A 23,695-nucleotide genomic window follows, 5' to 3' on the forward strand; every position below is an offset into this window, starting at 1 on the left:
AAACCAAGGCTATCAACAGAAGCTACTGTGGTTTGTTTAATACAAAGTCGTAAGCGCGTGCTTCATCACGAGCCCGACCACGGAGCTTGTAGAAGACGTAAAGATTGAAGAAGTGCATGGCACCTAGGATCAAGATAATGGTGCCCACTTTAACGCTTAGCGTCTCAACAGTTTGTTGGTAGCTGTGCACTTCGGCCGTACTGCGCAGCGTGAGCGTAGCGTATCCCACGTTGATCAGGTAAAAACCGGTGAGCAATAGCTTGTTGACCGAATCGGCCAGCGGCTCGTTGCCATGGAAAATATCGACCAAAAAAGTGCGGCCATTGGTGAAGAGCGTGCGGGCCACCCAGATGGTGAGCAGCACTGTGATGGGCAGATAGGCGCCGTAGACTAATAAATAGTAGTTCATGGTTTCTTAGATTGAAAAGTGAAGAGTAAAACGAGAGGCTAGCGCGTAGGAGTGAGGTAGGAGGGCGTGCATTGCGCATAAAAACCTAGGTAAGCTGCGGGAGTAAGTTGGACAGGGCTAGGTCGCAAGTAGGAAAGCGGAAGGTGAAGCCTTGCGCGAGTAGCCGTTGCGGTACCACTTTGCGGCTTTTCAGAATTAGCTCCGTCTCGGTGCGCAGCAAGAAAGCCCCGATTTCCAGCAACCATTTGGGTTGCGGCAGTTGCCACCTAGGTTGGTAGTGTTGGCAGAGCTGGGCGTTGAAGTCCTCGTTGCGAATGGGCTGCGGGGCGCAGAGGTTGAAAGTTCCTTCTAAATTGGGGCGCGCAATCAGTAGCTCCAGCGCCCGGCAGAAGTCATCGATGTGCAGCCAGCTCATCCATTGTCGTCCGTCGCCCTGCGGGGTTGCTAGGCCCCAGCGAGCCAGCCGCGCCATCACAGGGAGGGCGCCGCCACCAGCACCTAGCACGATGGCTGTGCGTAAGGCCGCCCGGCGCGTGTGCGGCGTAGCAGCCACCCAAAACTCGGCTTCCCACTGCTGCGCCACCCGTTCCGAGAAGTTCCGCCCGATGCAGCCATCGGCTTCGGTGTTAGCGGGCTGTTCGTCTCGGGTGTCGGTGTAGATGGTGGCTGTCGAAGCATTCAGCCACACCGCTGGCGGGTTTTGGCACTGAGCAATAGCCTCGCCTAGCACCTTGGTGCTATCAAGCCGGCTGCGGATGATAGCATATTGATTGACAATATGGTAGCGACAATCTACCGAGCGGCCAGCTAGGTTGAGTACTACGGCTGCGCCTTCTAATGCTTTCGTCCATGGCCCAAGCGTGTGCCCATCCCAGTGCAGCATGCCGATACGGTACCCGCGTTTGCGCGTGAGGGTAATTACCTGGTAGCCAAGTTCCGTGAAGTAGTGAACTAGGTGTTTGCCGAGAAACCCGTTGCCACCGGCAATAATCATCTTGGGCTTTTCCATGACGAAAGCGGTTGAAGTATATGTGTTCTATTAATTCTAAACTTTCAATAAAATTTGAAATAAAGAAGCAAAAAAATAAGCCCGGTCCTTAGCTCGGGCGCATTAGCTTCATAAACGTGCTCAGAAACCAATTCTCATCGGCTTTGATGAGTGTGGAAGCGGCACTATTGGCAAAGTTGGCGAAGCTCTGCACACTGGCTATCATCTTGGTAAAAGCCTCTGTTTCCTCCGGCGTGGAAGTGGGGGAGGGCTCTACCTGGCTGATTTCGCCGAGTACGCGCATAATAGGTTCTAGCTCCCGCTTGCGGCGTTCTTGCAAGATGAGGGTAGCCACCCGATGAATGTCTTTTTCGGCGGAGAAGAACTCGCGCCGCTCGCCGGGCCGGAGCTCCTTGCGCACAATGCCCCAATCCATGAGGGCGCGCACGTTCATGTTCACGTTGCCCCGCGAAATCTGGAGCTGGTCCATGATGTCTTCGGTGCTCAGTGCATTCGGCGATACCAGCAACAAGGCGTGCACCTGGGCCATCGTCCGGCTCACGCCCCAGGCCGAACCTAGGGTACCCCAGCCTTCTATGAACTTGCTTTTGGCTTCGTCGAGTTGCATGGTTCAAATGTATAAGAGTATTTCAAACTTTCAATAATAATTGAAAGAAATATTTTACCTCTCTTTCAATCTCCTAATCCTGATAGCTGTCTTACGGCGATGTTCAACTAGAAACATGCGCCGAGCAATTCTGAAATCAACCGAATCCATACGAACGAATTTGCCAAGACCATAAATGGCAAGCGTGTCGAAGGAGCGAGAAGAGTTAGATTGAAAAGATACAGGAACCGTGTAACCTAGGCAGCCTTGCCGAATAGTAACGGAGTCACCTTGTTGGTTAAGTCTGACTCTACTATAGCCTGAAGCGTTCTTCAGAGCTAATCGGAGATGCTCCGGAGTTTTAATGAACAGAATATCATCGTTACCAATTATTGAGGCGGAGTGTGCTGGATTGATATTGTGCCATGCTCCAACTAGGTCATCATCGACTACGCTTGATGCTTTGCTACATGACGCTAGCAACAATATCCCAAAGACAAATAGGCGGTAACAGACCATGGAATCGATTGTATGAGTCAGAAGCTGCAGACGTTACTATTTCTTCTTACCTAGGTCTGCGGGCTCTTAAAACTAGGTGGCCTCATCTTCTTGTAAGCTAAACGATACGATAAGCAAGTTAGTCTTGGCTGGTCTGTTTACTGACCGCACAGCCTAGGTAACTACTCATTTACTCTTCCTCATCGGTATGTACCCCGAGCTGCGCGTTGATCAGCGGCATTTTGGGGGAGAGAAAGAAGCCGGTGAGACTGGCGAACATGACCGGCACAATACTGTGAAAGCCGGTGAGTGTACCGAGCAGTACCGTCGTGCTGATGGGCGTGCGGGTTACGCAAGCGTTGATAGCCGCCATACAGCTAATCAGAATGAGCGGGAGATTATGACCCGGAAGCAACGAGTGTAGGAGTAAGCCTGCAACTGCCCCCACAAAAAACAAGGGGATGATAAAGCCGCCGCGCCACCCCGAAGTCACCGTTAGGGCAATAGCCAGCAGCTTGGCACCCATCAGTAGCAGCAGAAACTGAGGCGAGAAAGTGCTACGCAGTACTTCCGCTAATTGATCGTGCCCGAAGTAGCGCGACAGCGGCACGAAGTAGGCGATAGTTCCGATCAGAATGCCGCTCAGGGCCATACGCCAATAAATAGGCAGGCGCCGACTCCGAAACAAGCCTCGGCAGCGCCGCACAATAAAAATAAAAAGCCAGCCGACGGCCGTGCCCACCAAGGCGTATAGAACTGCCAGAAAACAGTCGTTGAGGCTAGGTGAGGTGTAAAGCGGAAATTGCCAGGTAGGACCTAGGCCCGTGTGCGTGATCAGAACGAAAATGATGTAGCTGGAGCAGCTGGCTACGAAAGCCGGAATCAGGGCCTGGTAGTACTCAACTACGTGGCGGTGATGCAGGATTTCGAGCGCAAATAAGCTGCCGCCGAGCGGCGCCCCGAACAGCGCCGTGAAAGCAGCGGCCATGCCCGCAATGCTGAGTGAGCGTAAGTCTTCGCCGCGCAGGCGAAAGCGCTGGGCTAGCCACGTGCCCGTGGAGCCTACTACTTGTACTAGTGGCGCTTCCGGCCCGGCACTACCGCCGCTGGCAATACACACCAACGACGACAGAATCATGGAGAGGTTATTTCGAGGATCTAGTTGGCCGCCTTTGAAGCGAATGTTGTTCACAATCAAGTCCATCTCGCCTGGGTCACCGAGCTTGTAAATGACCAGTCCGGCCAGCAACCCAGCCGTGGCCATGAGTGGAATCACCCAGAGGCCCGGCACCATGGCCAGCCACTCCATCAGGTGCTCGAGCACAATCCAATAGCCACCCGCCAAGACGCCACCCATTATTCCGATCAGGGCCCACAAGAAAAACAAACGGCTGAATACAAACGGGTTAAATTGCAGCGAATCGTTTACTCGGGTACGAAGGGTTAGGGCGCGTCGGCGGGTGCGAAACTTCATGGTACAGAAGGGGAGGCTATGAAATAGCTAGCACTACATCCGGGAAAGAATGTAGTGCCAGACGTGCTTAATAAGAAGAGAGAAGGAGCGCCTAAATCAGTTGGCAGGCTTCGATTTCCATCTCGCGCATCTTGCGGATAAAGGCTTTCGGCTCGATGCGGTAGCGGCGTGAGTACGTGTCTACGGTGAGGTGTTCGTGCGGCTCGGCGAACTTAATTTCCAGCTTTTTCGAACCGGCTGACTCCTCTACGGCGGCCATGAAGCGGTCCATAAACGGCTCCGTGACGGTGCGGAGGTCAAGCTGCACGCGCACACCGTTAGCTAGCTTTTCGGCTACGTTGAACAGCGGCTCCATGGTCAGAATCTTGAACTCGAACTGGTCGGAGTCGCGGAAGCGCTGGGCGTACTTGCCCCGGATGTACATGGGCGGCACCTGCTCCTTATCGTAATTGCGGGGGTTAATGATGGAGCTGAAACGCGAATAATCGTCGCGGAACAAAGCTAGGTTTAAGCTCGATTCGTAATCTTCCACGCTGAATGACACGAAGGGCTGGCCCGTCTTGGTCGTCTTGAACATCACGTTCGAAATCAGACCGGCTACCGTTACTTCGCGGTTCTTGTAGTTCTCTACTTTGTCCAGCCCGCAAGTGCAATAAGAGTCAATTTCAAGCTTGAAATCGTCGAGCGGGTGGCCCGAGAGGTAGAAGCCTACGACTTCCTTTTCGCGGCGGAGCTGCTCGGTGGCGGGCCAGGGCTCCATGTCAGCCACTTTGGGTAGGGGCATGGCTACCGCGCCAAAAGCGCCGCCACCAAATAGGCTCTGCTGGGCTGAGTCTTGGTCGGCTTGGTACTGCTGGCCCATGCGCACCGCTTTGTCAATGAGGTTCTGGTCGCCGCCGGGGGCTTCCACAAACTGACGGCGGTGATACCGCTCGAACGAATCGAAGGCGCCCGATAAAGCTAAACTTTCAAACGTCTTCTTATTGACGGCCCGCAAGTTGACCCGTTTCGAGAAGTCGAAGATATCCGTGAAAGGACCCTTTTTAGCGCGCTCCGCTACGATGTTCTCGATGGCTGCTTCGCCGGCGCCTTTCACGGCGGCCATGCCGAAACGAATCTGACCTTTTTCGTTTACGTTGAACTTGAGGATCGATTCGTTCACGTCGGGACCTAGCACGGGCACCCCTTGGCGACGAGCTTCCTCGATGAAGAACGTCACCTTCTTGATGTCCGACATGTTGTTGGTCAACACGGCGGCCATGTACTCGGCGGGGTAATTGGCTTTGAGGTAGCCAGTCTGGTAAGCCACCACCGAGTAGGCGGCGGAGTGGGAGCGGTTGAAGCCGTAGGCCGCAAACTTCTCCATCACGTCGAATACCTCGTTGGCCTTTTTCTCCTTGATACCGTGCAGTTCGGCCGCGCCCTTACAGAACTTCTCGCGCTCCAAGGCCATCTTCTTCATGTCCTTCTTACCCATGGCGCGGCGCAACAAGTCGGCGCCGCCGAGCGAGTAGCCGGCCAAGATCTGAGCGGCCTGCATGATCTGCTCCTGGTACACCATGATGCCCTGGGAGTAGTTTAGGATGGGCTCCAGCAGTTCGTGCGGGTATTCCACTACCTCGCGGCCGTGCTTGCGGTTGATGAAGTTCGGGATGAACTGCATCGGACCGGGCCGGTAGAGGGCGTTCATGGCAATCAAGTCCTCGATGTTGGTGGGCTTGAGGTCCTTGAGGTACATGCGCATACCCTCGGATTCAAACTGGAACGTGCCGATGGTGTCGCCGCGCTGGTAGAGCTCGTATGTCTTAGGGTCGTCGAGCGGAATGTCGTCGATGTTGATGTCAACACCGTGGTTCTTCTTGATCAGCTCTAAGGCGTCCACGATAATCGTGAGCGTCTTGAGCCCCAAGAAGTCCATCTTGAGCATCCCCGCTGATTCAATCACCTTGCCGTCGAACTGCGTGACGAGCAGGTCCGAATCCTTGGAGGTCGAAACCGGAATGTACTTGGTGATGTCGTCGGGCGCGATGATGACGCCGGCGGCGTGGATACCAGTGTTCCGCACCGAACCTTCTAGCTTCTCGGCTAGGCGCAGAATCTGACCGCGCAGGTTGTCGGGCGCATCATCGCGCCGAATCATATCCAGCTCCTGATTCTCTGCAAAGGCGCCAGCTAGGGTCGTGCCGGGCTTTTCGGGGACCATCTTCGCTAGCTCGTTGGTCACGGGCAGCGGCAATTCCATGGCCCGCGCCACGTCCTTGATGCTGGACTTGGCGGCCATGGTACCGAAGGTGATGATCTGGGCCACCTGCGTTTTACCGTACTTGTCCACCACGTAGTCGATTACGCGCTGGCGGTTCACGTCGTCAAAGTCGATGTCAATATCAGGCATTGACACACGCTCCGGGTTCAAGAAACGCTCGAATAGCAGCGAATACTTAATCGGGTCGATGTTGGTGATACCCACACAGTAGGCCACCGCCGAGCCCGCCGCCGAACCACGACCTGGGCCTACCGCCACGCCCATGTCGCGGCCCTTGTTAATGAAGTCCTGCACGATGAGGAAATAGCCCGCGAAGCCCATCGTCTGGATGATGCGCAGCTCGTATTCCAGCCGTTCATCGATTTCGGGTGTGCGCTCAGAGTAACGCGGCGGCTTGGTCATTGTCACGATACCTTTCCCGGCACTCGGTCCAAAAGCCCCCACATACGTTAGCTCCCGCAGGAATTCATCGGCGTTGGCAAAGCCGGCGGGTAGCGGGAAATTGGGCAATAAGATGTCACGGGCCAGCTTGGGCGGCGTGATCTTATCCACAATCTCGTTGGTGTTATCCACACTTTCCGGCACGTCGCGGAACAGGTGGTTCATCTCCTCCTGGCTCTTAAAATAGAACTGGTCGTTGGGGAAGCCGAAGCGCGACCTAGGTCTGGGCATCTGGGCTTCCTCATCGATGCGCATAAGCTGTCGACGCACCTGGTCATCGGACGAAGCTAGGGGGCGCAAATTGTCGAGATGATCATAAATTACCTTTTTCTCCGACGACATCAGGCGGAAGTACTTGGTCTGGAAGTCGCCCACTGGAATGCTGTGCTCTTCACCTGTATTCACGCACAAAAGCAGGTCGTGGGGCGCGAAGTCGTCCTGGTTGACGTAGTGAGAGTCATTGGTGCAAATGACCTTCACGTTGTACTTCTTGGCCCACTTCAGCAGCACCTGATTCAGGTCTTCCTGGCTCTTGCCGGTGTTGTCGATGTTCTCGATGCCGTGGCGCTGAATTTCAATGTAGTAATCGTCGCCAAACACATCGAGCCACCATTTCAGCTGTTTCTCGGCTTCTTCCTCCGTTTTCCACAGCAGCGCCTGCGGAATTTCCGCACCAATGCAGCACGACGTGGCAATCAGACCCTCGTGGTACTGAAGCAGCAACTCCTTGTCGATACGCGGGTACTTGGAGTACACACCCTCAATAAAGCTCATCGAGCAGAGCTTGGCTAGGTTGTGGTAGCCTGCCTGGTCTTTCGCTAGCAGAAGTTGGTGATGGCGCACGTCCCGCTCACCTTTTTCGCGGCTAAACTGCTTCTTATGTCGGTCTTCTACCAGGTAAAACTCGCAGCCCACGATGGGCTTCACGTTGTACTTGTTTGCCTCTGCCACGAAGTTGAAGGCGCCGAACATGTTGCCGTGGTCGGTGAGGGCAACGGCGGGCATGCCGTCGGCCTGCGCTTTCTTCATCAGCGCGCCAATGCTAGCTTGGCCGTCGAGGAGGGAATACTGGGTGTGGCAATGAAGGTGGGAGAAAACAGGCATAGCAAGCGGATTTGGAGGCAGAAGGCACCTAGGGTTCAGTAAAGTTACCGCCGCCAACTGGGAAAGGAAAGCTGCCGAACCGGATGTATCTGTGTATCAAGAACAAAAAAGGATGGCCTTTAGAGCCATCCTTTTTAATGAGATCTTCCTGGCAACTAGTTGCCCGCAAAATACTATAGACAAGTAAGCAGACAGTTACTAGTGTAAGATCACGCGTTTCGTAGTGCCCTGTTGCCCCGTTGGGGTTACCGTTAGCAGATAAACTCCCGGTGTCAAGCCAGCAGTAGGTAGCACAGAAGCTTGTCCTTCGAAAGCTAGTTCGCGCACGAGGCGGCCCAAGGCGTTGTACAGGGTTGCTTTGCCACCGTTAGCGGCAGCGGTTTCGAAGTGGAGGTCGGTGCCACGGTCCACTGGATTAGGCCAAGCACCCATAGCTTGAGCTTTGAGCGTCGTTTGCTGAGTAGCTAGTATAGTGGTAGCGTTGCGGTGCACGATTATCTGGCCCGTCGGATCGTTGCTGTTGCCACTGAGGCTATACACGACCAAATCCAGGTCGCCGTCGTTGTCCATATCGCCGAGTGCAAGATCCACGGGGCGCGAGATGGTCGAAATATCTGCCTGGCGGATAAAGTTACCTGTACCAGTGTTCAAGTTTAGATTGATACTGTTTGAGGAGGCGCTGTTTTCGCGCGCATCGGTGATAATGTCCAAGTCTTTGTCACCATCAATGTCACCTATCTCTACTACCTGTGGGCCGCTGCCAATTAATAAATCAGGAGCCTTCGTAAAAGTGGCATTACCGTTGTTGCGCCACAGACTAAGCTTTCCATCTGGTTGGAAAATCGGAACGGCAATATCTACGTCGCCATCATCATCAAAATCGGCTAGTCCAATAGTGCCTCGATAGCCGCCCACCGGTAATTCGGTGGTGCCAGAGAACTGTCCTTGACCGTTATTCAGACGAATGTTCAAGGGGCTAGTCGATGTATTGCCATATCCAGTTAGGGCATCCAAGTCACCGTCGTTGTCAAGGTCAGCCAGCTCTACTCGCATTGCGTTAGAAGATATGCTAACCTGCCCGTTGCCCGTGAACACGCCCGTTCCATTGTTCAGGCGAACTTGAAGCGTTTTACTGGTCCCTTCCGAGAAGATAAGGTCTAAGTCGCCGTCGCTATCCAAATCGCCCAGCGCGAGTGCAGCAACCTCGGTACTTGTGCTAATAGTACTTGACACCGGGGTAAAAGTACCCGCGCCGTTATTGCGCAAGACGCCTAGGCCCGTGTTTTTGATTGCATATACCAGATCGAGGTCGCCGTCGCCATCCACGTCGCCTGGCCTGAAGCGCTGGGTAGCTACGTTGAGGTCAACAAGTGGCGCGAGTTTGCCGGTACCGTCGTTACGCAGTACGCCCAGCGACGGCCTCCCTAGGTAATAAGGTACTACTACATCCAAATCGGAGTCGCCGTCTACGTCGATAAGCGTCAGGTAGTCTTGTGAGTTGCTTTGGGTGCTTATCGGGGTAGCTACTCCCGCCTCAAACCTGCCGCCGCTGCCACCCGCAACGGCGGCTGTAAACTGCCACGCGTATTTGGCCCCATCCGGACCTGTGAGCGTTGCCGACAAGGTTTCACCTGCTCGAAAAGGGGCAGCAGGTACAAAGGAAATCGTGTTGTTGTTGATGGTAGTCGTACCACTTCGCAAGCCGCCTGACTGCGAGCTATATACCTTCAGACTGGCTGACGTAAATGGGGTTACTGTGGCCGAAACCAGAGTAGTGACGGGTTGCTTAAAACTATGTGGCGCGGGCGAAATATTAGAAATAACGGGAAACTGGGCTACTGCCTGATTGGCAACGAAGAACCCAACGAGTGTAGCAGCAAAAGCTGACCAATAGGAAGTAGATGGATGCATAAAAAGTTAGATTAGAATAGTAAGAGGAAGCAATATTCGAAGGTAGTATTTTAAATAGGTTTAATTAGCTATTTGCCAGGCTGAGCAGCAGCTATTTATCTGAATTACGAGAACAATTAAGCTAGGACCGATAGTAGCTTGACTATCACGAGAGAAACACTAAGCATGGCAATGAAAGCGGGAAATAACAAACAGATGGGAAGGCAGAAAGTACCCAGAGTTTAGTAAAGCTGCCGAGCCGAGCATTTCTGATTGTCACTGATAAGAAAGGATGGCCTTTGGAGCCATCCTTTTCGAGCAGCGAAGCTAGGTGCTGGTGCCAAGCAAGCTGGGTCCGTCTGTCAGGAGCCTAGCCACGCAGCGGCGCGATACGGGTGCCGCCAGGTGAAAACCTCGCATCAGCGCCGGAAACGGTCGTTTTTCGGCCGGCGCCCGTTTCGCGTAGCAGCAGCGCCGCCACGATTGCCACGCTGGTGCACCCGATCCAGAACAAGCCGCCGGTCTGAAAGTGTGCGGCTGGGTCGGCGGCGTTGCCGAGCGTTTGGCCGTAGAGGCGGGCGAATAGGGGGCCTAGCACCGCACTCACGCCAAAGGTGAGAAAGTTCATGGCGCCGGTAGCGCTGCCTTTCACCTCATCCGGGTTGGCTTCTTTGATAATGGAATACGGAATCATGGCCGCGCCCGAGGCTACGCCGAACAAAAATAGGCTCACATACAGCGGCAGCAAGCTAGGTAAATACAGCTGTTGCAAACCCAGCAACATCATGCTAGCAGCCCCACCAAACAGCACCGGCTTGCGGCGACCTAGGCGGTCGGCGGCCCAACCGAGCAACGGGCAGCCCACTACCCAGCCTAGCGGGACCATCGAGCAAGCCCATGCCGCGGCCGCGTAGCTCATCTGCTGGTCTTGCTGCAACGAGGCCACACCCCAATTCATGGCAAAGATGGTGGTAGGGGCGAAGAGCAACCCGGCAATCAGGCCACACAAGTACGACTGCGGGTTGCGAAAAACTATCTTATAGGGCTCCAGCAAGCTAGCTTTGGCGTTGGGTTGCTGCGCTTGCTCCGCGGCGTCATTGGGGGTAATGAAAAACAACGCCAAACAAGTAGCTAGGTTGGCTGCGCCCATCAGTACCCAAAACGTGCGCAAATCGAAGCCGTTGTGAATAAGCGGGCCCGCAACCGACTGCCCAAGGGCGCCACCTAGCATGCCCAAGCACTGCGTAGCACCGATAGCGGTAGCCAGTGACTTAGCCTGAAACCCGCGCGACGCTAGGTATACCGAGCCCGTAAAGGCGAAAGCCGAACCGGCGCCCTGTAGCAAGCGGCCTGCATTGCCAGCCAAGGGACCTGGCACGGCAAATAGCGCGCACCCGAGCGCCACTATCGCAACCCCAGCCGGCAGAGCATACTTGGCACCCGTGCGGTCGAGGGCGATACCGGCTATCAGCCCGGCCAGGGAGTACGTGTAATAATACGTGCCCAGAATGCCGCTGACCTCCGTCGTGCTTACGCCAAACACCCCAGCCAACTCCGGCAGCATCACGGCGGGTCCGGAGCGCACGGCGTATTCGAGGAAGTAAAAAATGAGGGAGAATACCCAGGCAATAACGTAGGGTCGAGTGCGGGCTGAGCTACTAGGGACTAACATCTTCTGTAAAGGCAATTGCCACCCTGTCGGGCCCGCTCATGATGAAGCTAGGTCCTGTGGAGTGGTCAGATGGGCTTAATCTATCCTATGTTTACTGTTCGCTGCCGGCTTTGTTTCGGGTGTGTACCTACCGCTGCAACTACGCAGCGTGTTTTCGCGAGGCGCGGTTGCCAGATCAATCACCCGGTTGCTTGAAGCCAGATGTACCCGGCGTAGTTGTGCTTTTGGCCTGGCTGCTCACCTAGGATGAGCCTGGCTTCTAGTAACGTATACATAATACCATTACGCCATGGCCTAGGACGAAATAGGTCCTGGAAAGCCTTTTGTGCCCCAATACAAGAAGGCTCGTTTTCGAATTCGTCGTGTAAGCTCAGCACTCAGCAACACCGATTGCTCTTTGACTTGCGCTTCGACCTAGGAAAAAGACAAACTCGCCATGGGTGTAGTGCGCTGAGCTAACTTCATCTACTTCTATATAGTTCTGAACGATAAAGGTGCTTTTCCCGTTAGTAGGCCTGAGCTTCTAGGTGGACATCCTACCCTTGAGCTCGAACGCAGCTCGTAGTCATTCGGATAGAATGCCTCAACAGCGCTGATGCTGTTGCGTGGTTCCGCCCTCATTAGCCAGAACCCACTGTCTTGCTGAAACTACCAGTACAGCAAGCCGCCTAGGTGCCCTTCATGGGCCGGCGGCTGAACAAGCTAGCGTATAGACCCTCTGGCGCCTGCCCAGAGACACGGTCGGTATTCTTGTGCCTCGATTATCTACGGCCTATTGCATAGGCTTTCACCCTTCACGGCTAAGGTACCGCGCCGCGCCCCACATGAAATATCTTCTGCCTTTAACCGATCCGGAGTACCGGACCGGCTCCCCGTTATCTTGGCTCGACCGGCAACTGCTCCCCTTTTGCCAAGATCCGCGGGACTTGCCTTTCCTGTATCTTACGCTGCGTATTTCGCTCGTATTAATCCCGTTAGCGGCCCTTCTCTTCGTGCCAGCGGTTACGGGTTGGCTCTGGGCCGGTATCGTCGTCATCTATCTAGGTCTGAGCAACTTTTATTTCAAAGGCCCTTTTGGTCTGATGCTGCACTGCACGTGTCACCGCATCCTGTTTAAGAAGAAATACGCTTTGCTGAACAAGTACATTCCGTGGATAATCGGGCCGCTGTTTGGGCAAACGCCGGAGTCGTACTTCACCCACCACATGGGCATGCACCACCCCGAAAATAACCTGCCGGACGATGAAAGCTCCACCATGTTTTACCAACGGGATTCGTGGGTGAGCTTCTTGCGCTACCTAGGCGGCTTTTTCCTGCTAGGCATCCCGCGTTTGTTTCTGTACTTCATCCGCACCAACAAAAAGACATTGCTACTGCGTGCCGTGAGGGGGGAGGGCTTGTACATCGTGCTGTGCCTTGGGCTGCTGTTGGTTAATTGGCAGGCGACCTTGATTGTCTTCGTGCTACCCGTTGTGCTTTCACGCATCGTGATGATGCTAGGCAACTGGAGCCAACATGCCTTTGTGGCGGCCGCCAGCCCCGACAATTGCTACACCAACAGCATCACCTGCATCAACACGCGCTACAACCATAAGTGCTGGAACGACGGCTACCACATCAGCCACCACCTCAAGCCTGCCATGCACTGGAGCGAACACCCGCGTTCCTTCCGAGAGAACATCAATCACTATTCAGCGAACGACGCCATCGTTTTCGACGGCATTCACTTCCTGCACGTGTTTGTCTACCTCATGACGAAGCGCTACGATTTGCTAGCGAAGAACTTCGTGAACCTTGGCAACCGCTACAGCAACGACAGTGAAGTAATAGCGCTGCTAAGGTCGCGCACCCAGCGCATTAATCGGCAAGCATATGCCTAGCCCTATCGTTGGGCTAGACAACCAAAAGGCCGGCCGACTTACTAGTCGGCCGGCCTTTTGTTGTGAGTTGAATAGCAAAGTGGCTACTCCTTAGTTGGCTGAATAACCAGCACCTCGCCGGGCTTCACATTGAAATCGGGCTTGTTGTTCCACTCCATAATCTGCTTGATTGTCACCTTGTACTTGCGCGAAATACTGTACATCGACTCTTTGGTTTCGACGGTGTGCCGAATGACGTTGCTAGCCGGAACCGACGACGCGATGGGCGCGGCAGCAGCACTAGGTGGTGTGGTAGTGGCGGCGGGGCGTGAAGTAGGTGTAGTCGCGACGGTGGCCGGTGCGGTAGGCTTCGGGGCAGGCGCGGCGGTTGGTGCAGGCTTGGTGGCTGTTGTGGTTGAGGTCGGTGCGGCGGGCGTGGTAGCTGTAGCAGGGCGCGTTGTCGCGCTAGGGGGCGTAAGGCGTAGCGTCTGGCCTAGCTGTAGCGACGGATTTGGGGGCAGTTCGTTCCAGGCAATTAGGTCGGCGGGGCGCAAGCCGTAACGGCGGGCAATGGCGTAGATTCCTTCGCTTTTTTGCACGATGTACAGGCCGTTTGCAGGCAAGGCTTCCGTTGCTACCGGCACAGCTAACGGTGCTGCGCTAGGAGGGGTAGCGGCAGTAGATGCTGGAGTTGTCGGCTTCGTGGCGGCCGGCGTAGCGCTAGGTACCGGCTCACGCAAGACGACTTTGGTAGGAGCTTTCGTCGTTGGGGCGGAAGACTGTGGTTGCGTTACGGGAGGTTCTGCGGAAGTGCTAGCTTCCTCTTCAGCCACGGGCTCTTCGCTAGGAGTTGGCGTTGGGGTAGGAGGGGCTTGTTGCGCTGGCCGTCCGGCGTACACCGTCCGCGGCGTTGTTGGCGTGGCAGGAGTGGCCGCTAGTTCAGCTTCTGTGGCAGAGTCGGCCGTAGCGGTGGTGGCAGGAGGGGTCGGCAGGTCGTTCAAGCTTTCCGTGGCTAGGTCGCCCGAAGTCATCGTGACGCTGTCTTCCTCGGCTACGTCTTCCTCCACCCGGTTGCGCGTGGCCACGCTGCCCGCATAAGGCTCTGGTTCGGTGTCTTTGGTTTTACGCGAGCTAGGTGTTGGCGCCGGAGTAGCCGCTGGGCTAGGCTTCGCCGTTTGGCGGGCCACCGGGCGCTCGAAAGCCGCTTGCGCGGTGGCATTGGTGCTAGGAGCATACTCAATGGGCACTTCACGGGGCCGGGTGTGCTGTAGCCACAAGACCCGGCCGGGGCGCAGCTCCTCATTGCGCGCCATGCGGTTTTTGTTCAGAATAGCTTTGACACGCACCCCATATTTCTGCGAGACAATGGCTACGCTTTCGCCAGGCTGGGCGGTATGATACGCCACGGCCGCTTTATCGCGCTTCCGCTGCACAAAGTAAGGCTGCCCAACGATGATGTTGTCGAACGCCATCAAGTCGTTGTAGTTCAAAAACTTGCGCATCTTCAGGTCGGCGCGGCGAGCTAGGCTCTCCTTGGTGTCGCCGGGCAGAGCAATAAGCGCCCGCAAGCCGTTGATACGCACAAACTCTGCATTTTCCGGGTCCGTTTCGGGCGGGGAAAGCAACTGGCCTTTCGCCCCAACTTTCTGCTGGGCCGCCATGGCAGTAAGCTGAATAGGATCGGTAATGGGCACCAAAACCGTGTAGGCGCGGTCCGTAGGTACCTTTCTATCCAGCAGCCAGCGGTTGTGCTTAGCCAAAACGTCCACCTCCGTTTGGAGGCTAAAGGCAATAGCCGATAGGGTTTGCCCCCCGGTCGCCGGAAATTCCTGCAACAGCATGGGTGGGTTGGGATTCTGCCCAACAGCTGACTCGAACGCTATTTTGTGCGCCAGAAACGTGAGGATATACGGGTGGGTGTCCTGCGTAATCTCCATCTCCGTGGCGTCGTAATCGGTGGGCAGAGTGTAGGGCTTGGCGCCGCTCAGACCTAGGTTGTAGGTAAGCAGCGTGTTCACCCAGTTATGCAACACGCCATTATTGCGCAGCAAATACTTGGAAGCGCCTTGCGTCGCTACGACGATATGCTTGCGCTCATCAACGGAATTATTCACTTGCACCCCTAGCTCCACGGCCGATTCGCGCTTAAACTGCCAGTAGCCCACGGCCGCGTGAATGGATTCGGCATCGCCCTGCAAGCCGCTTTCCTGGAGCGACAAAAAGTGAAAGTCCAGCGGAATACCCTGCTCCTGAAAGACGCGGTCAATGATGGGGAAGTGAGCATCGGCTAGGTCGACGCGGGCCTGGAAGGAAGGCTGGTAACGCCGCAGCGCATCCACTTTTTCCTGCACGGCGCGGCGGCCTTTATCGGTCAGGCGCAAGTACAAACCAGCAAATTCAATGGTGGGCGGTACCGTGACACTCTGCGCCACTGCCAGCAACGGCAGTAGGCAAAATAGCAAAAGCACAATTCGTTTCATGGGCAGAATTTAGCGAGGCAGGAGCCACTCCCAACGCATTTCTGGGCTCCTTAGCTTACAAAGTAGGAGAAAAATCCTGGGAGGCACGCAGTAAAAAGTACTATTTGCTGCGCCTAGCCTAGCTAGAAAGTGCAATGAGCCTAGCCCAGCAGCGGTAGCAAAAAGCCCGAAACAACCCTAAGGGTACCTTTTCAGACTTACGGCTGCCGCTGGTAAGCTAGGCTCCTTGCCAGTTTATTTAATAGCTTAGTTGCCGCCGGGAGGGCCTCCGAACCCGCCACCACCGCCGGGCGGCGGACCGCCTGGGCCCATGCCACCACCTTCGCCGCCACGGCGCCAGTTGCCACGGTTTGGGTTGTCAGAATTACGCTCCCGGTCACGGTTTTGGTCGCCTGGCTGCGGCATGTTGCCTTTGCGCAGGTTGTAGGTGAACATGGCCATGAAATACTGCTGCAAGTTGTTGGTACGCACCGTCTCGTTGTAAGCCGAGGTGATGTTGTTCTGCAAGCTCCGGTTTTGCTTCAACAAGTCGAAGGCAAACACTTTAAACTCGCCCCGCTGATTCGGGAACACCTTTTTGCCGATGCTAGCATTCCAAAGCACATACTGCTGGGTGGGCGAGGAGGCAACACCCTGGTTGTAGATGTGGGTTAGGTCCGTTTGGACCGAGATGCCGGGGCCCACAATCCAGCTAACGCGCGCCGAGCTGTTTTGGGTGTAGTAGTTGGTATTCAGGCGCGTATTAACGGTGTTGCGCGCGTACGTCACGTTGCCACTGGAAGAAACTGTAAAATCTAGGTTCGGGCTGATGTTGCTACTGATGGTTACACCTAGGTTGCCGCTGGGTGAGCGGGAATAGTTGACGAGCTCGTTGTTGAGGCCCGGCGTGCGCGAGAAGCCCACGCTGCCGTTCACGTTCAGGTTCGATTTGATGAAGGCCAGCGGCATGCCGTAGGTGGCAAAGGTGCGCAGCGTGTACTGCTGACCTAGGTTCACGGGCCGGGTAAGCTGCCCGCCGAGCGGCAGTTGCACCACGCCGCCATTGATGGCAATGGTTGTATCGCGCAGGGCGACGAAGGTGCTGTTGGTGATAAAGTTGTCGGTGAACGTGGCAAAAGCGCCCACGAAGAACGACGTCGATTTTTCGGGCTTCGAGGCCGAGTAGCGCAGCGTCATCACGTGCTGGTACTGCTGAATCAGATCGGGGTTACCGGTGGTGAGCTGCAAGGGGTTGGAGTTGTTCACCACTTCCTGCAACTGACTGATGCTAGGTGCCGAGGTGCGGCCGTTGTAGTTGAAGCGCAGATTACGCTGGCGCGAGAAGTTGTAGCGCAGCATGGCGTTAGGCAGGAAGTTGTAGAACGTCCGGTCGAGGGTACCCGCTTGCGGGAAGCGCTGCCGGTTGTTCAAGTCAGCTCTCTGGCCCGTCACGCCCACCATAATCTGGTAGTCCTGGGTCTGGCGCCGGAAGCTAGCTCCGAGGCCTTGCGTCAGGTAGTTGCTCTTGAATACGTTGCTCAACCCCGTGTTCAGGTCATCGTAGTTGCCGGTAAGCTCCGAGAAATCGTAGGTTTTCTTGTCGGAGTCGTTGGGGGCGTACGAAGTGTTGTAGTTGAACTGGAGTAAGTCCGTCTTGCTCAGTGGCTCGGTGTACGAAATGCCCGAGTTGAGCTGCCAGCCCACTTGGTCGAGGTGCGAGTATTGGTTCAGGATATTCTCAACGGTGGTGTCGCGGCCCGTACCGGCCACCGTCGACAACGACCGGGAGAAGGAGTAGAGGTAGTTGTCGGAGTTGCGCGTGTTGTAGTTCGCGTTCAAATCGATCGAAACCGTCCGGCCAGGCTTATGGAAGCGGTGCCGGTACAGCAACTGGTTCGAGGAGGAAATGCTCGACGCCTTAGAGTTGTATTTACTGTTCGTGTTGCCGCGCTCCGTGCCGCCTACCTGCGTCAGACCATCAACGGTGCTGTTGTTATTGTTGCGCTGAAACGTGAGCGACGGGATGAACAAGATTGAGTTGACCGAGTCAATCTTATGCTCTAAGCGCAGGTTGAAGCGGTGGTTGAGGTTACGGCTCTGCGCCAGCGAGGTCTGCTGGTAGGTTTGCTGTTGATTGAGGGGCGTGTCGCTGCTGGAGCCGCGGGTGGCGTAGATGCGGTCGGTCAGCTGGTTGGTGGTGTTATTGGCTAGGTTAAAGAAATAGCTAGCCGTCACCTGCGTGTTCTTGCCCCACTGGTCAGAGTAGTTGAGGCCGATGGCGTTGGTGCGAGAAATGCCGTTGCCACCGCCCCCGCCGCCTCGGGAGTTATTCGTAACCCCGAGCAAATCCGCCGAGCCGAAGTTCTGCTGGTTGATATTGTTCGACTGCCCGACTACCGAAATACGGCGGTTGCCGCTGAACGTATTGTAGTTGCCGCTCACTTGGTAGCGCTCCGCCCACGAGGCGCCCGTGCCCGTTTGCTGCCCCCCGCCCGCGCCGGCTACAAAGCGTCCAAACTGCCCTTTGCGGTATTGCTTCTTCGTGACGATGTTGATGGTTTTCTGCGTGTTGCCATCGTTGAAACCCGAAAAGCGCGACTGCTCGCTTTGCCGGTCGAATACCTGGATGTTGTCGATAATTTCGGCCGGAATATTCTTTAGTACCGCATCAGGGTCATTGCCAAAAAACTCTTTGCCATCAACGAGTACCTTTTGCACGTCTTCGCCCTGGGCCTGCACCTTGCCGTTTTGCGTGGTGACGCCGGGCATCTTGGTTATGAGGTCTTGGGCGTTGGCGTCGGGATTCGTCTTGAACGCGTTGGCATTGTACTGCGCCGTATCGCCTTTCTGTACGGCGGCGGGCGTTTTGCCCACTACCTCCACGCCTTTGAGCGTCACGCCAGCTTGCAGAGCTAGGTTACCTAGCGCAACCGATTGTGTAGAAAGCGTTAAGTCGCGGTTGATATTCTGGTAGCCGAGAAAGGAAATGGAAAGCTGATAACGCCCGGCCGCCAGCCCCGTGAAGCTAAAATTGCCACTTGGGTCCGCGGCGACGCCGCGTTTCACGGAGTCGGGGAGGTGTAGCAGCAGCACATTGGCGCCAATCAGCGGCGATTGGTCTTTGGCATCAAGGGCCCGGCCCGTAATGGATAAGGTTTGCGCAAAGGCCGCACTACTAAGCCAGTATAGAAGGAATAACGTAAGAAATTTTCTCATGCGATGCGTTGGAGGGGGCTTGTACCTCCTGACTAGACGCGCGCAAGCAGCCAAGGTTTAATTAGTTCCCGTCAGAAAGGGAAAATTATTTTCTAGGTTCTGTTTCGAACTCGCGTTAGCGTTTGCGGACGATTAAAATTCCGTCGCGTACAGGGAGCAACACGTTCTCCACCCGCTCATCCTGCTGCACTTTGTCGTTGAACGCTCGCACGGCGTGCGCATCTTTGTCGGCGGGCTTTACCGGGTACGATGCCAACGCTTTGCCGCTCCACAACACGTTGTCAATCAGGATAAAGCCGCCGGCGCGTACGTGCGGCAGCACTAGTTCGTAGTAGGCGTCGTTGTTGATCTTGTCGGCATCAATAAACACCAGGTCCCAAGTTTCTTGGAAGCTAGGTACCAGGTCGAGCGCTTGGCCGATGTGTAGGTGAATGCGTTCCGCTAGGTCAGCCTCCGCCACGTAGCGCCGGATACGGTCTTCCAATTCTGGGTTTTGCTCTACGGTGTGCAGCTCGCCATCCGGGGCCAAGCCTTCCGCCAAGCACAGCGCCGAATACCCCGTAAACGTACCTAGCTCCAAAATCCGGCGGGGCCGCACCATGTGGCTAATCATGCTGAGCAAGCGGCCTTGCAAATGCCCCGACAGCATGCGCGGAGCCAGCACCTGCACGTGCGTTTCGCGGTTGAGGCGCCGTAGCACGTCCGATTCGGGCGAGGTGTGGGCTTCGGCGTAGGTATTCAGTTCGTCCATGTTGGGTAAGGGCTGATCGAGAAGGCAACTCCTGAAATCTTGTAACTCGCTTAGTGTAAGTTGGCTGTCAATTGGTGCTGCTAGGGCTGCCGAGTACGAGTTGGTTGTGCTGTTTTACTAGCACAAGTTGCTGCTGCCAAGACTGTATCCGGCGAATGCCTTGCAAAGCTAGGGTATGCCAAGAGTCTCCGTTATCGTTGGTTTCAACTACCTCCCCAGTTGTGGTTAGTACGTAGCCATTGCGGGTGCCCGGCACGAATACTACTTGCTCAGCGCTGTAGCCTGCGGGAAAAGCTGGCTTTAGCCACTGGCCGTGTTGAAAGCGTAGCAGCGTTTTGGAGGGTAAAGCGTAGTAGGAGAGATGCCCTTTTGTTTTGCGCGTCTTCTTGTTATCAAGTACTACCCACAGGTCGCGGTTTGTGGCTTGAGTTAGCGAGCACACTTCGAGTGTATCAGGCACGTCGAGCAGGGTATAGTTGGGCTGCAAAGAGACGGGTAGCACGAAGATGTTTCCTGCCGTGCTGTTGAGCTCATCTTTAGGAATGGCTGGCATACGGTCGCTGCCAAATACCAGGAGCCGTGAACTATCGGGCGAGAGGCTGAACCCGCGGATACCACGTTTTACCTCGACCCCATAGTGACGAGGCCAACTATTTGCCCGTAAGTCTTTGGAATACGTTGTGTCGTTGCCATAAATCCAAATGTCACCATCGGCATGGAGCGTGCTGCGGCCTTCATAAGGATTGGCATAGGTACCGACCAAGAAATTGTGCCCGATGGCCGTGAGGGCACTAGCATAAAAAGTAGTAGGCAAAGTTTGCACGTTCCAGGTGGCCCCACGCGTATTTGTAATGGCAATGAAGGAATGCAAGCCTTTGTTGGCCGGATACGCGTGATAGCCTCCTGGCCTGAGCAACGGCCGGGTAAGGAGCGTAGCATACGCCGACTCCGTACTTAAAAGACGGTATTGCTGCCAAGCAGTGCCACAGGAGGCCACGAAGCCAGCTAGTGCTAAACAAAGCGCGCCAATAACCCAGCGGTGGGCTTTTACCTTGGGCTTGCTATACCCTAGACACAAGCACAACACTAGCAGCAGACCTAGCCCTGTAAAGCCAAAAGCGCCTTCCTGTATTGGCAATGGATGCGAGTGGCCAATGATGGCTCCGTACGCTTCATCGACAAAGTGAAACTGCGAAACAATGAAAGAAGGAGGAGTAACAATTACTTCCGTGGCGTTTCCTCGAAACCGGTACAGGTGCCCGCCCTGGTCGAGCACCAAACCCGAAGAATCGGTTAAGAACTGTAGTTCTTGTATATGCTGAATGCCTTTCAGCGTGAAAATCCTCATAATGAAGCAACCTAGCTCTCCTGTGCCTAGGTAAGGCGCGCGAAACAGATACGCAATGATCAGCGGCTTATAGTGTGGGTTGCCTTTTCCAAGTTAAGCGGAACGTGGGGTGCGCAGATACGGCCACATCGGGCAGGTAACAAGCAAAGCCGCCATCATGGCGCTCATACCCGTCACGATGAAAATACCGTCGAAAGCATATGCCATGATGAGCGGATACGCTAGGTGCGCCACGTACAGAAACGCTGCCCAGAACAAGGCCGTCAGGACGGCGCACAGCAGCCAGAAATTACGCCGTTTTCGGGAGGAAACGTCGGGTACGTTGCGAGTAGTGGGCAGGGCCCATACGTACCAGCCAACGACAGCTAAGCCGACGACGGAGGAGCCGTTTTGTAGCCAGGCCCGCAATGTGATATTGGCAAACTGATAGCTTAAGATCTGGAGCTCCGACTCAAAACGTCCCCGCTGGTGTGTGAAGGTATCCCACACTAGGTGCGAAGCGCACCCAACCAGAATGCCGAGCAACAACCGCGGACTCCACAAATTGCGTAGCGGCCAGGGTTGCCTAGCAAACCACTCTAGCCTCAGCCGGAAAGAATCGGGTAGACTGAAGATCAACGGCTTTTTGACAATACCATGAAACAGTCCGATGATCAGAAGACTAAGGGGCAGGTCGAGCCAAAGCACTCCAAGTAGTGTGTGACCGACGCCACCACCGGGCCGCAGTCGAAAAAAGTATTCTAGGTCGGGCGCCATGCTGCCCACAATAAGCCCAGATGCTGAGAGCCAACGGCGCGTTCGGCGAAGCAGGGGCAGCACAATAGCCGGGTGAGCGGGAGTGAAAGGCATAAGATCAACTCTGAACCACGAATGTGAACGGATGTGGCGGATTACACGGATTTTGTGGACGGCGTTTAAGACGGCATCATGAAAGGGCGCAGCCGAAATAGCCAAACGCCGTAGCCCGATTTGCCGCGGACATACTCATAAGCGGCCACGCGAAATAAGCCTTCGTAACGGAAAGCCGTGCTGTCTTCGTGTACGACTTTGCGCAGCACGCGCACCGGCCGGCCCGTTTCTTGGCTTTTCACCAACGCTAGGTTACGGTCCGTCAGAACCTGGTCCGTGACCTGCTTGCCGGTGCGCGGGTCGCGCCCGCCGTGGCCTGTATACAGGATTTCGTCGTCGGTGAAAACGTCGTCCTCGTAGGCGTCCGCTAGCACGATGGAATCGGCCCCTTCGTGCTGCGTGCCGCTGATGCCAGCCCGTGTGGGCCGGTGCAAGCCCGCCGCCGACAACGCAAGCCGATTAGCGAAGAAATCGCCGGGACGGTAGCTCCCAACATGTCCGAACTGACGCGCCAAGGGGTGAGTGACTGAGGAATAGAGCCCAGTAAGATACAAGAACGATTACTCAGTCACTCAGTTGCTCAGTTACTCGTTGGGCACGTATTGCAGCACGCTTAGGTTGTCTTCGCGCAGTACGTCGTTGGCTAACTCGCACAGCTCACTGGCCGAAACTTTGCGGATTCGGTCGAAGATTTCATTTAAGGGCTCTACCCGGCCAATGTCAAGGGTGCTTTTAGCCAGCAGTTGCATCAGCCCGCCGTTGCTTTCTTCGGCCATAGCCAGCTGCCCCATGAGTTGCTCTTTCGCCGTGTGCAGTTGCGTCGAGCCAAGCATCTTTTCGCGAAGCTGCTTCAACTCCTTCTGCACCAAGCCAACGGTGCGGTTTACCTGCTTCTTTTCCGTGCCGAAGTAAATGCCAAACAGGCCTGTGTCGGTGTAGGGCGAGTACGTGGCATCGATGGTGTACACCAAGCCGTACTTCTCCCGAATGCCTAGGTTCAGGCGCGAGTTCATGCCGGGGCCACCTAGGATATTGGTGAGCATGAAGAACGGAATCCGGCGCGGGTCTTCAATGGCGTAAGCTGGTCCCCCAATGAGGCAGTGTGCTTGCGTAATAGGCTTGCGCTCAAGCTGCTCTACGCGCTGATAGCTCGTAAACGGTGCACGGGGCCGCGGGCCAAGCCGAGCGGGCAACGGAGCTAGGTACTTGTCCGCTAAGCGTTTTACCTCCTTGAAGGGTAAGTTGCTCACGGAGCTAAAGATGAGCCGATCCGTACGAATCTGCTCGGCCAGAAAGTCCCGGAAGTCTTTCTGCTGAAAGCCCGATACGCTCTGGCGGGTGCCTAAAATATTGTGACCTAGGGCGTGTTTGCCAAAAATCACCTCGTCGAAGTCGTCGATGATGGCATCGTCGGGCGCGTCGAGGTACATCGACATTTCCTCCAGAATCACGCCGCGCTCTTTCTCAATCTCGCGCTCCGGGAAGATGGAGTGAAAGGTTAGGTCCGTGAGCAACTCGAAGGCGCGCTCGAAGTGCGTGCTCAGCAACGAGGCGTAGAAGCAGATTTTCTCTTTGGTCGTGTACGCATTCAGTTCGCCGCCCACCGTCTCGAGGCGGTTCAGGATGTGGAACGAGCGGCGCTTTTTGGTGCCCTTGAAGGCCATGTGCTCCCAGAAGTGCGCTAGGCCCTGCTGGTGCTCATTCTCATCGCGGGAGCCAATGTCGAGCAGAAAACCGCAGTGGGCAATTTTGGTGTGCAGAACTTGTTTATGCAGGACCCGAATGCCATTCGGCAACTCGTATAGATCGTAATCAGACATTATGTAGGGTCTTGGAAAGCGGACGAAGTGGAGGCTTGAAAATTAGC

Annotated in this window: 15 protein-coding genes; 1 reads left to right on the plus strand and 14 read right to left on the minus strand. The window is 55.5% G+C overall.

Annotated elements, in window-relative coordinates:
* Positions 1-22: 22 nt before the first annotated feature.
* From BXP70_RS05150 to BXP70_RS05180, 7 genes are all read right to left on the minus strand, one after another.
* Positions 23-409, minus strand: coding sequence for a hypothetical protein (locus BXP70_RS05150; RefSeq protein ID WP_086592952.1), 387 nt, complete (start codon positions 407-409; stop codon positions 23-25).
* Between the two features lie 85 nt (positions 410-494).
* The gene (locus BXP70_RS05155) at positions 495-1,418 is read right to left on the minus strand and encodes a TIGR01777 family oxidoreductase (RefSeq protein WP_086592953.1); all 924 of its coding nucleotides are present in this window, start codon (positions 1,416-1,418) and stop codon (positions 495-497) included.
* Between the two features lie 88 nt (positions 1,419-1,506).
* On the minus strand, positions 1,507-2,025 hold the full coding sequence (locus tag BXP70_RS05160; protein WP_086592954.1) for a GbsR/MarR family transcriptional regulator: 519 nt from the start codon (positions 2,023-2,025) through the stop codon (positions 1,507-1,509).
* A 667-nt stretch (positions 2,026-2,692) separates the two neighbouring features.
* Positions 2,693-3,976, minus strand: a complete 1,284-nt coding sequence (locus BXP70_RS05165) for a chloride channel protein (RefSeq protein WP_086592955.1) — start codon at positions 3,974-3,976, stop codon at positions 2,693-2,695.
* 91 nt (positions 3,977-4,067) lie between these two features.
* Entirely contained in the window at positions 4,068-7,784 is a 3,717-nt protein-coding gene (gene dnaE, locus BXP70_RS05170) for a DNA polymerase III subunit alpha (RefSeq protein WP_086592956.1), read from the minus strand.
* 198 nt (positions 7,785-7,982) lie between these two features.
* A complete protein-coding gene (locus BXP70_RS05175) occupies positions 7,983-9,695 on the minus strand; it encodes a T9SS type A sorting domain-containing protein (RefSeq protein WP_086592957.1) in 1,713 nt (570 codons plus the stop codon).
* Between the two features lie 349 nt (positions 9,696-10,044).
* The gene (locus tag BXP70_RS05180; RefSeq protein WP_086593191.1) at positions 10,045-11,346 is read right to left on the minus strand and encodes an MFS transporter; all 1,302 of its coding nucleotides are present in this window, start codon (positions 11,344-11,346) and stop codon (positions 10,045-10,047) included.
* Positions 11,347-12,170: 824 nt separating this feature from the next.
* Here BXP70_RS05180 and BXP70_RS05185 point away from each other — a divergent pair.
* On the plus strand, positions 12,171-13,226 hold the full coding sequence (locus tag BXP70_RS05185; RefSeq protein WP_086592958.1) for a fatty acid desaturase family protein: 1,056 nt from the start codon (positions 12,171-12,173) through the stop codon (positions 13,224-13,226).
* Between the two features lie 83 nt (positions 13,227-13,309).
* On the opposite strand, the gene BXP70_RS05190 is transcribed toward BXP70_RS05185, so the two are convergent.
* The 7 genes from BXP70_RS05190 to BXP70_RS05220 form a co-directional block, all read right to left on the minus strand.
* The gene (locus tag BXP70_RS05190; protein ID WP_086592959.1) at positions 13,310-15,685 is read right to left on the minus strand and encodes a LysM peptidoglycan-binding domain-containing protein; all 2,376 of its coding nucleotides are present in this window, start codon (positions 15,683-15,685) and stop codon (positions 13,310-13,312) included.
* 246 nt (positions 15,686-15,931) lie between these two features.
* Positions 15,932-18,880 carry an outer membrane beta-barrel protein gene (locus BXP70_RS05195; protein ID WP_086592960.1) on the minus strand — a complete coding sequence of 983 codons (2,949 nt, stop codon included), beginning with the start codon at positions 18,878-18,880 and terminating at the stop codon, positions 15,932-15,934.
* A 115-nt stretch (positions 18,881-18,995) separates the two neighbouring features.
* Positions 18,996-19,631, minus strand: a complete 636-nt coding sequence (locus tag BXP70_RS05200) for an O-methyltransferase (RefSeq protein ID WP_086592961.1) — start codon at positions 19,629-19,631, stop codon at positions 18,996-18,998.
* Positions 19,632-19,698: 67 nt separating this feature from the next.
* A complete protein-coding gene (locus tag BXP70_RS05205; RefSeq protein ID WP_086592962.1) occupies positions 19,699-20,979 on the minus strand; it encodes a hypothetical protein in 1,281 nt (426 codons plus the stop codon).
* 93 nt (positions 20,980-21,072) lie between these two features.
* Complete coding sequence (locus tag BXP70_RS05210) at positions 21,073-21,828, minus strand: DUF4184 family protein (protein ID WP_086592963.1); 756 nt, start codon at positions 21,826-21,828, stop codon at positions 21,073-21,075.
* A gap of 65 nt (positions 21,829-21,893) precedes the next feature.
* A complete protein-coding gene (locus tag BXP70_RS05215; RefSeq protein WP_086592964.1) occupies positions 21,894-22,343 on the minus strand; it encodes a YDG/SRA domain-containing protein in 450 nt (149 codons plus the stop codon).
* Between the two features lie 69 nt (positions 22,344-22,412).
* Complete coding sequence (locus BXP70_RS05220; RefSeq protein WP_086592965.1) at positions 22,413-23,648, minus strand: M16 family metallopeptidase; 1,236 nt, start codon at positions 23,646-23,648, stop codon at positions 22,413-22,415.
* Between the last annotated feature and the right edge of the window lie 47 nt (positions 23,649-23,695).

Source organism: Hymenobacter crusticola, from assembly GCF_002154225.1.
Taxonomy (GTDB): Bacteria; Bacteroidota; Bacteroidia; order Cytophagales; family Hymenobacteraceae; genus Hymenobacter; species Hymenobacter crusticola.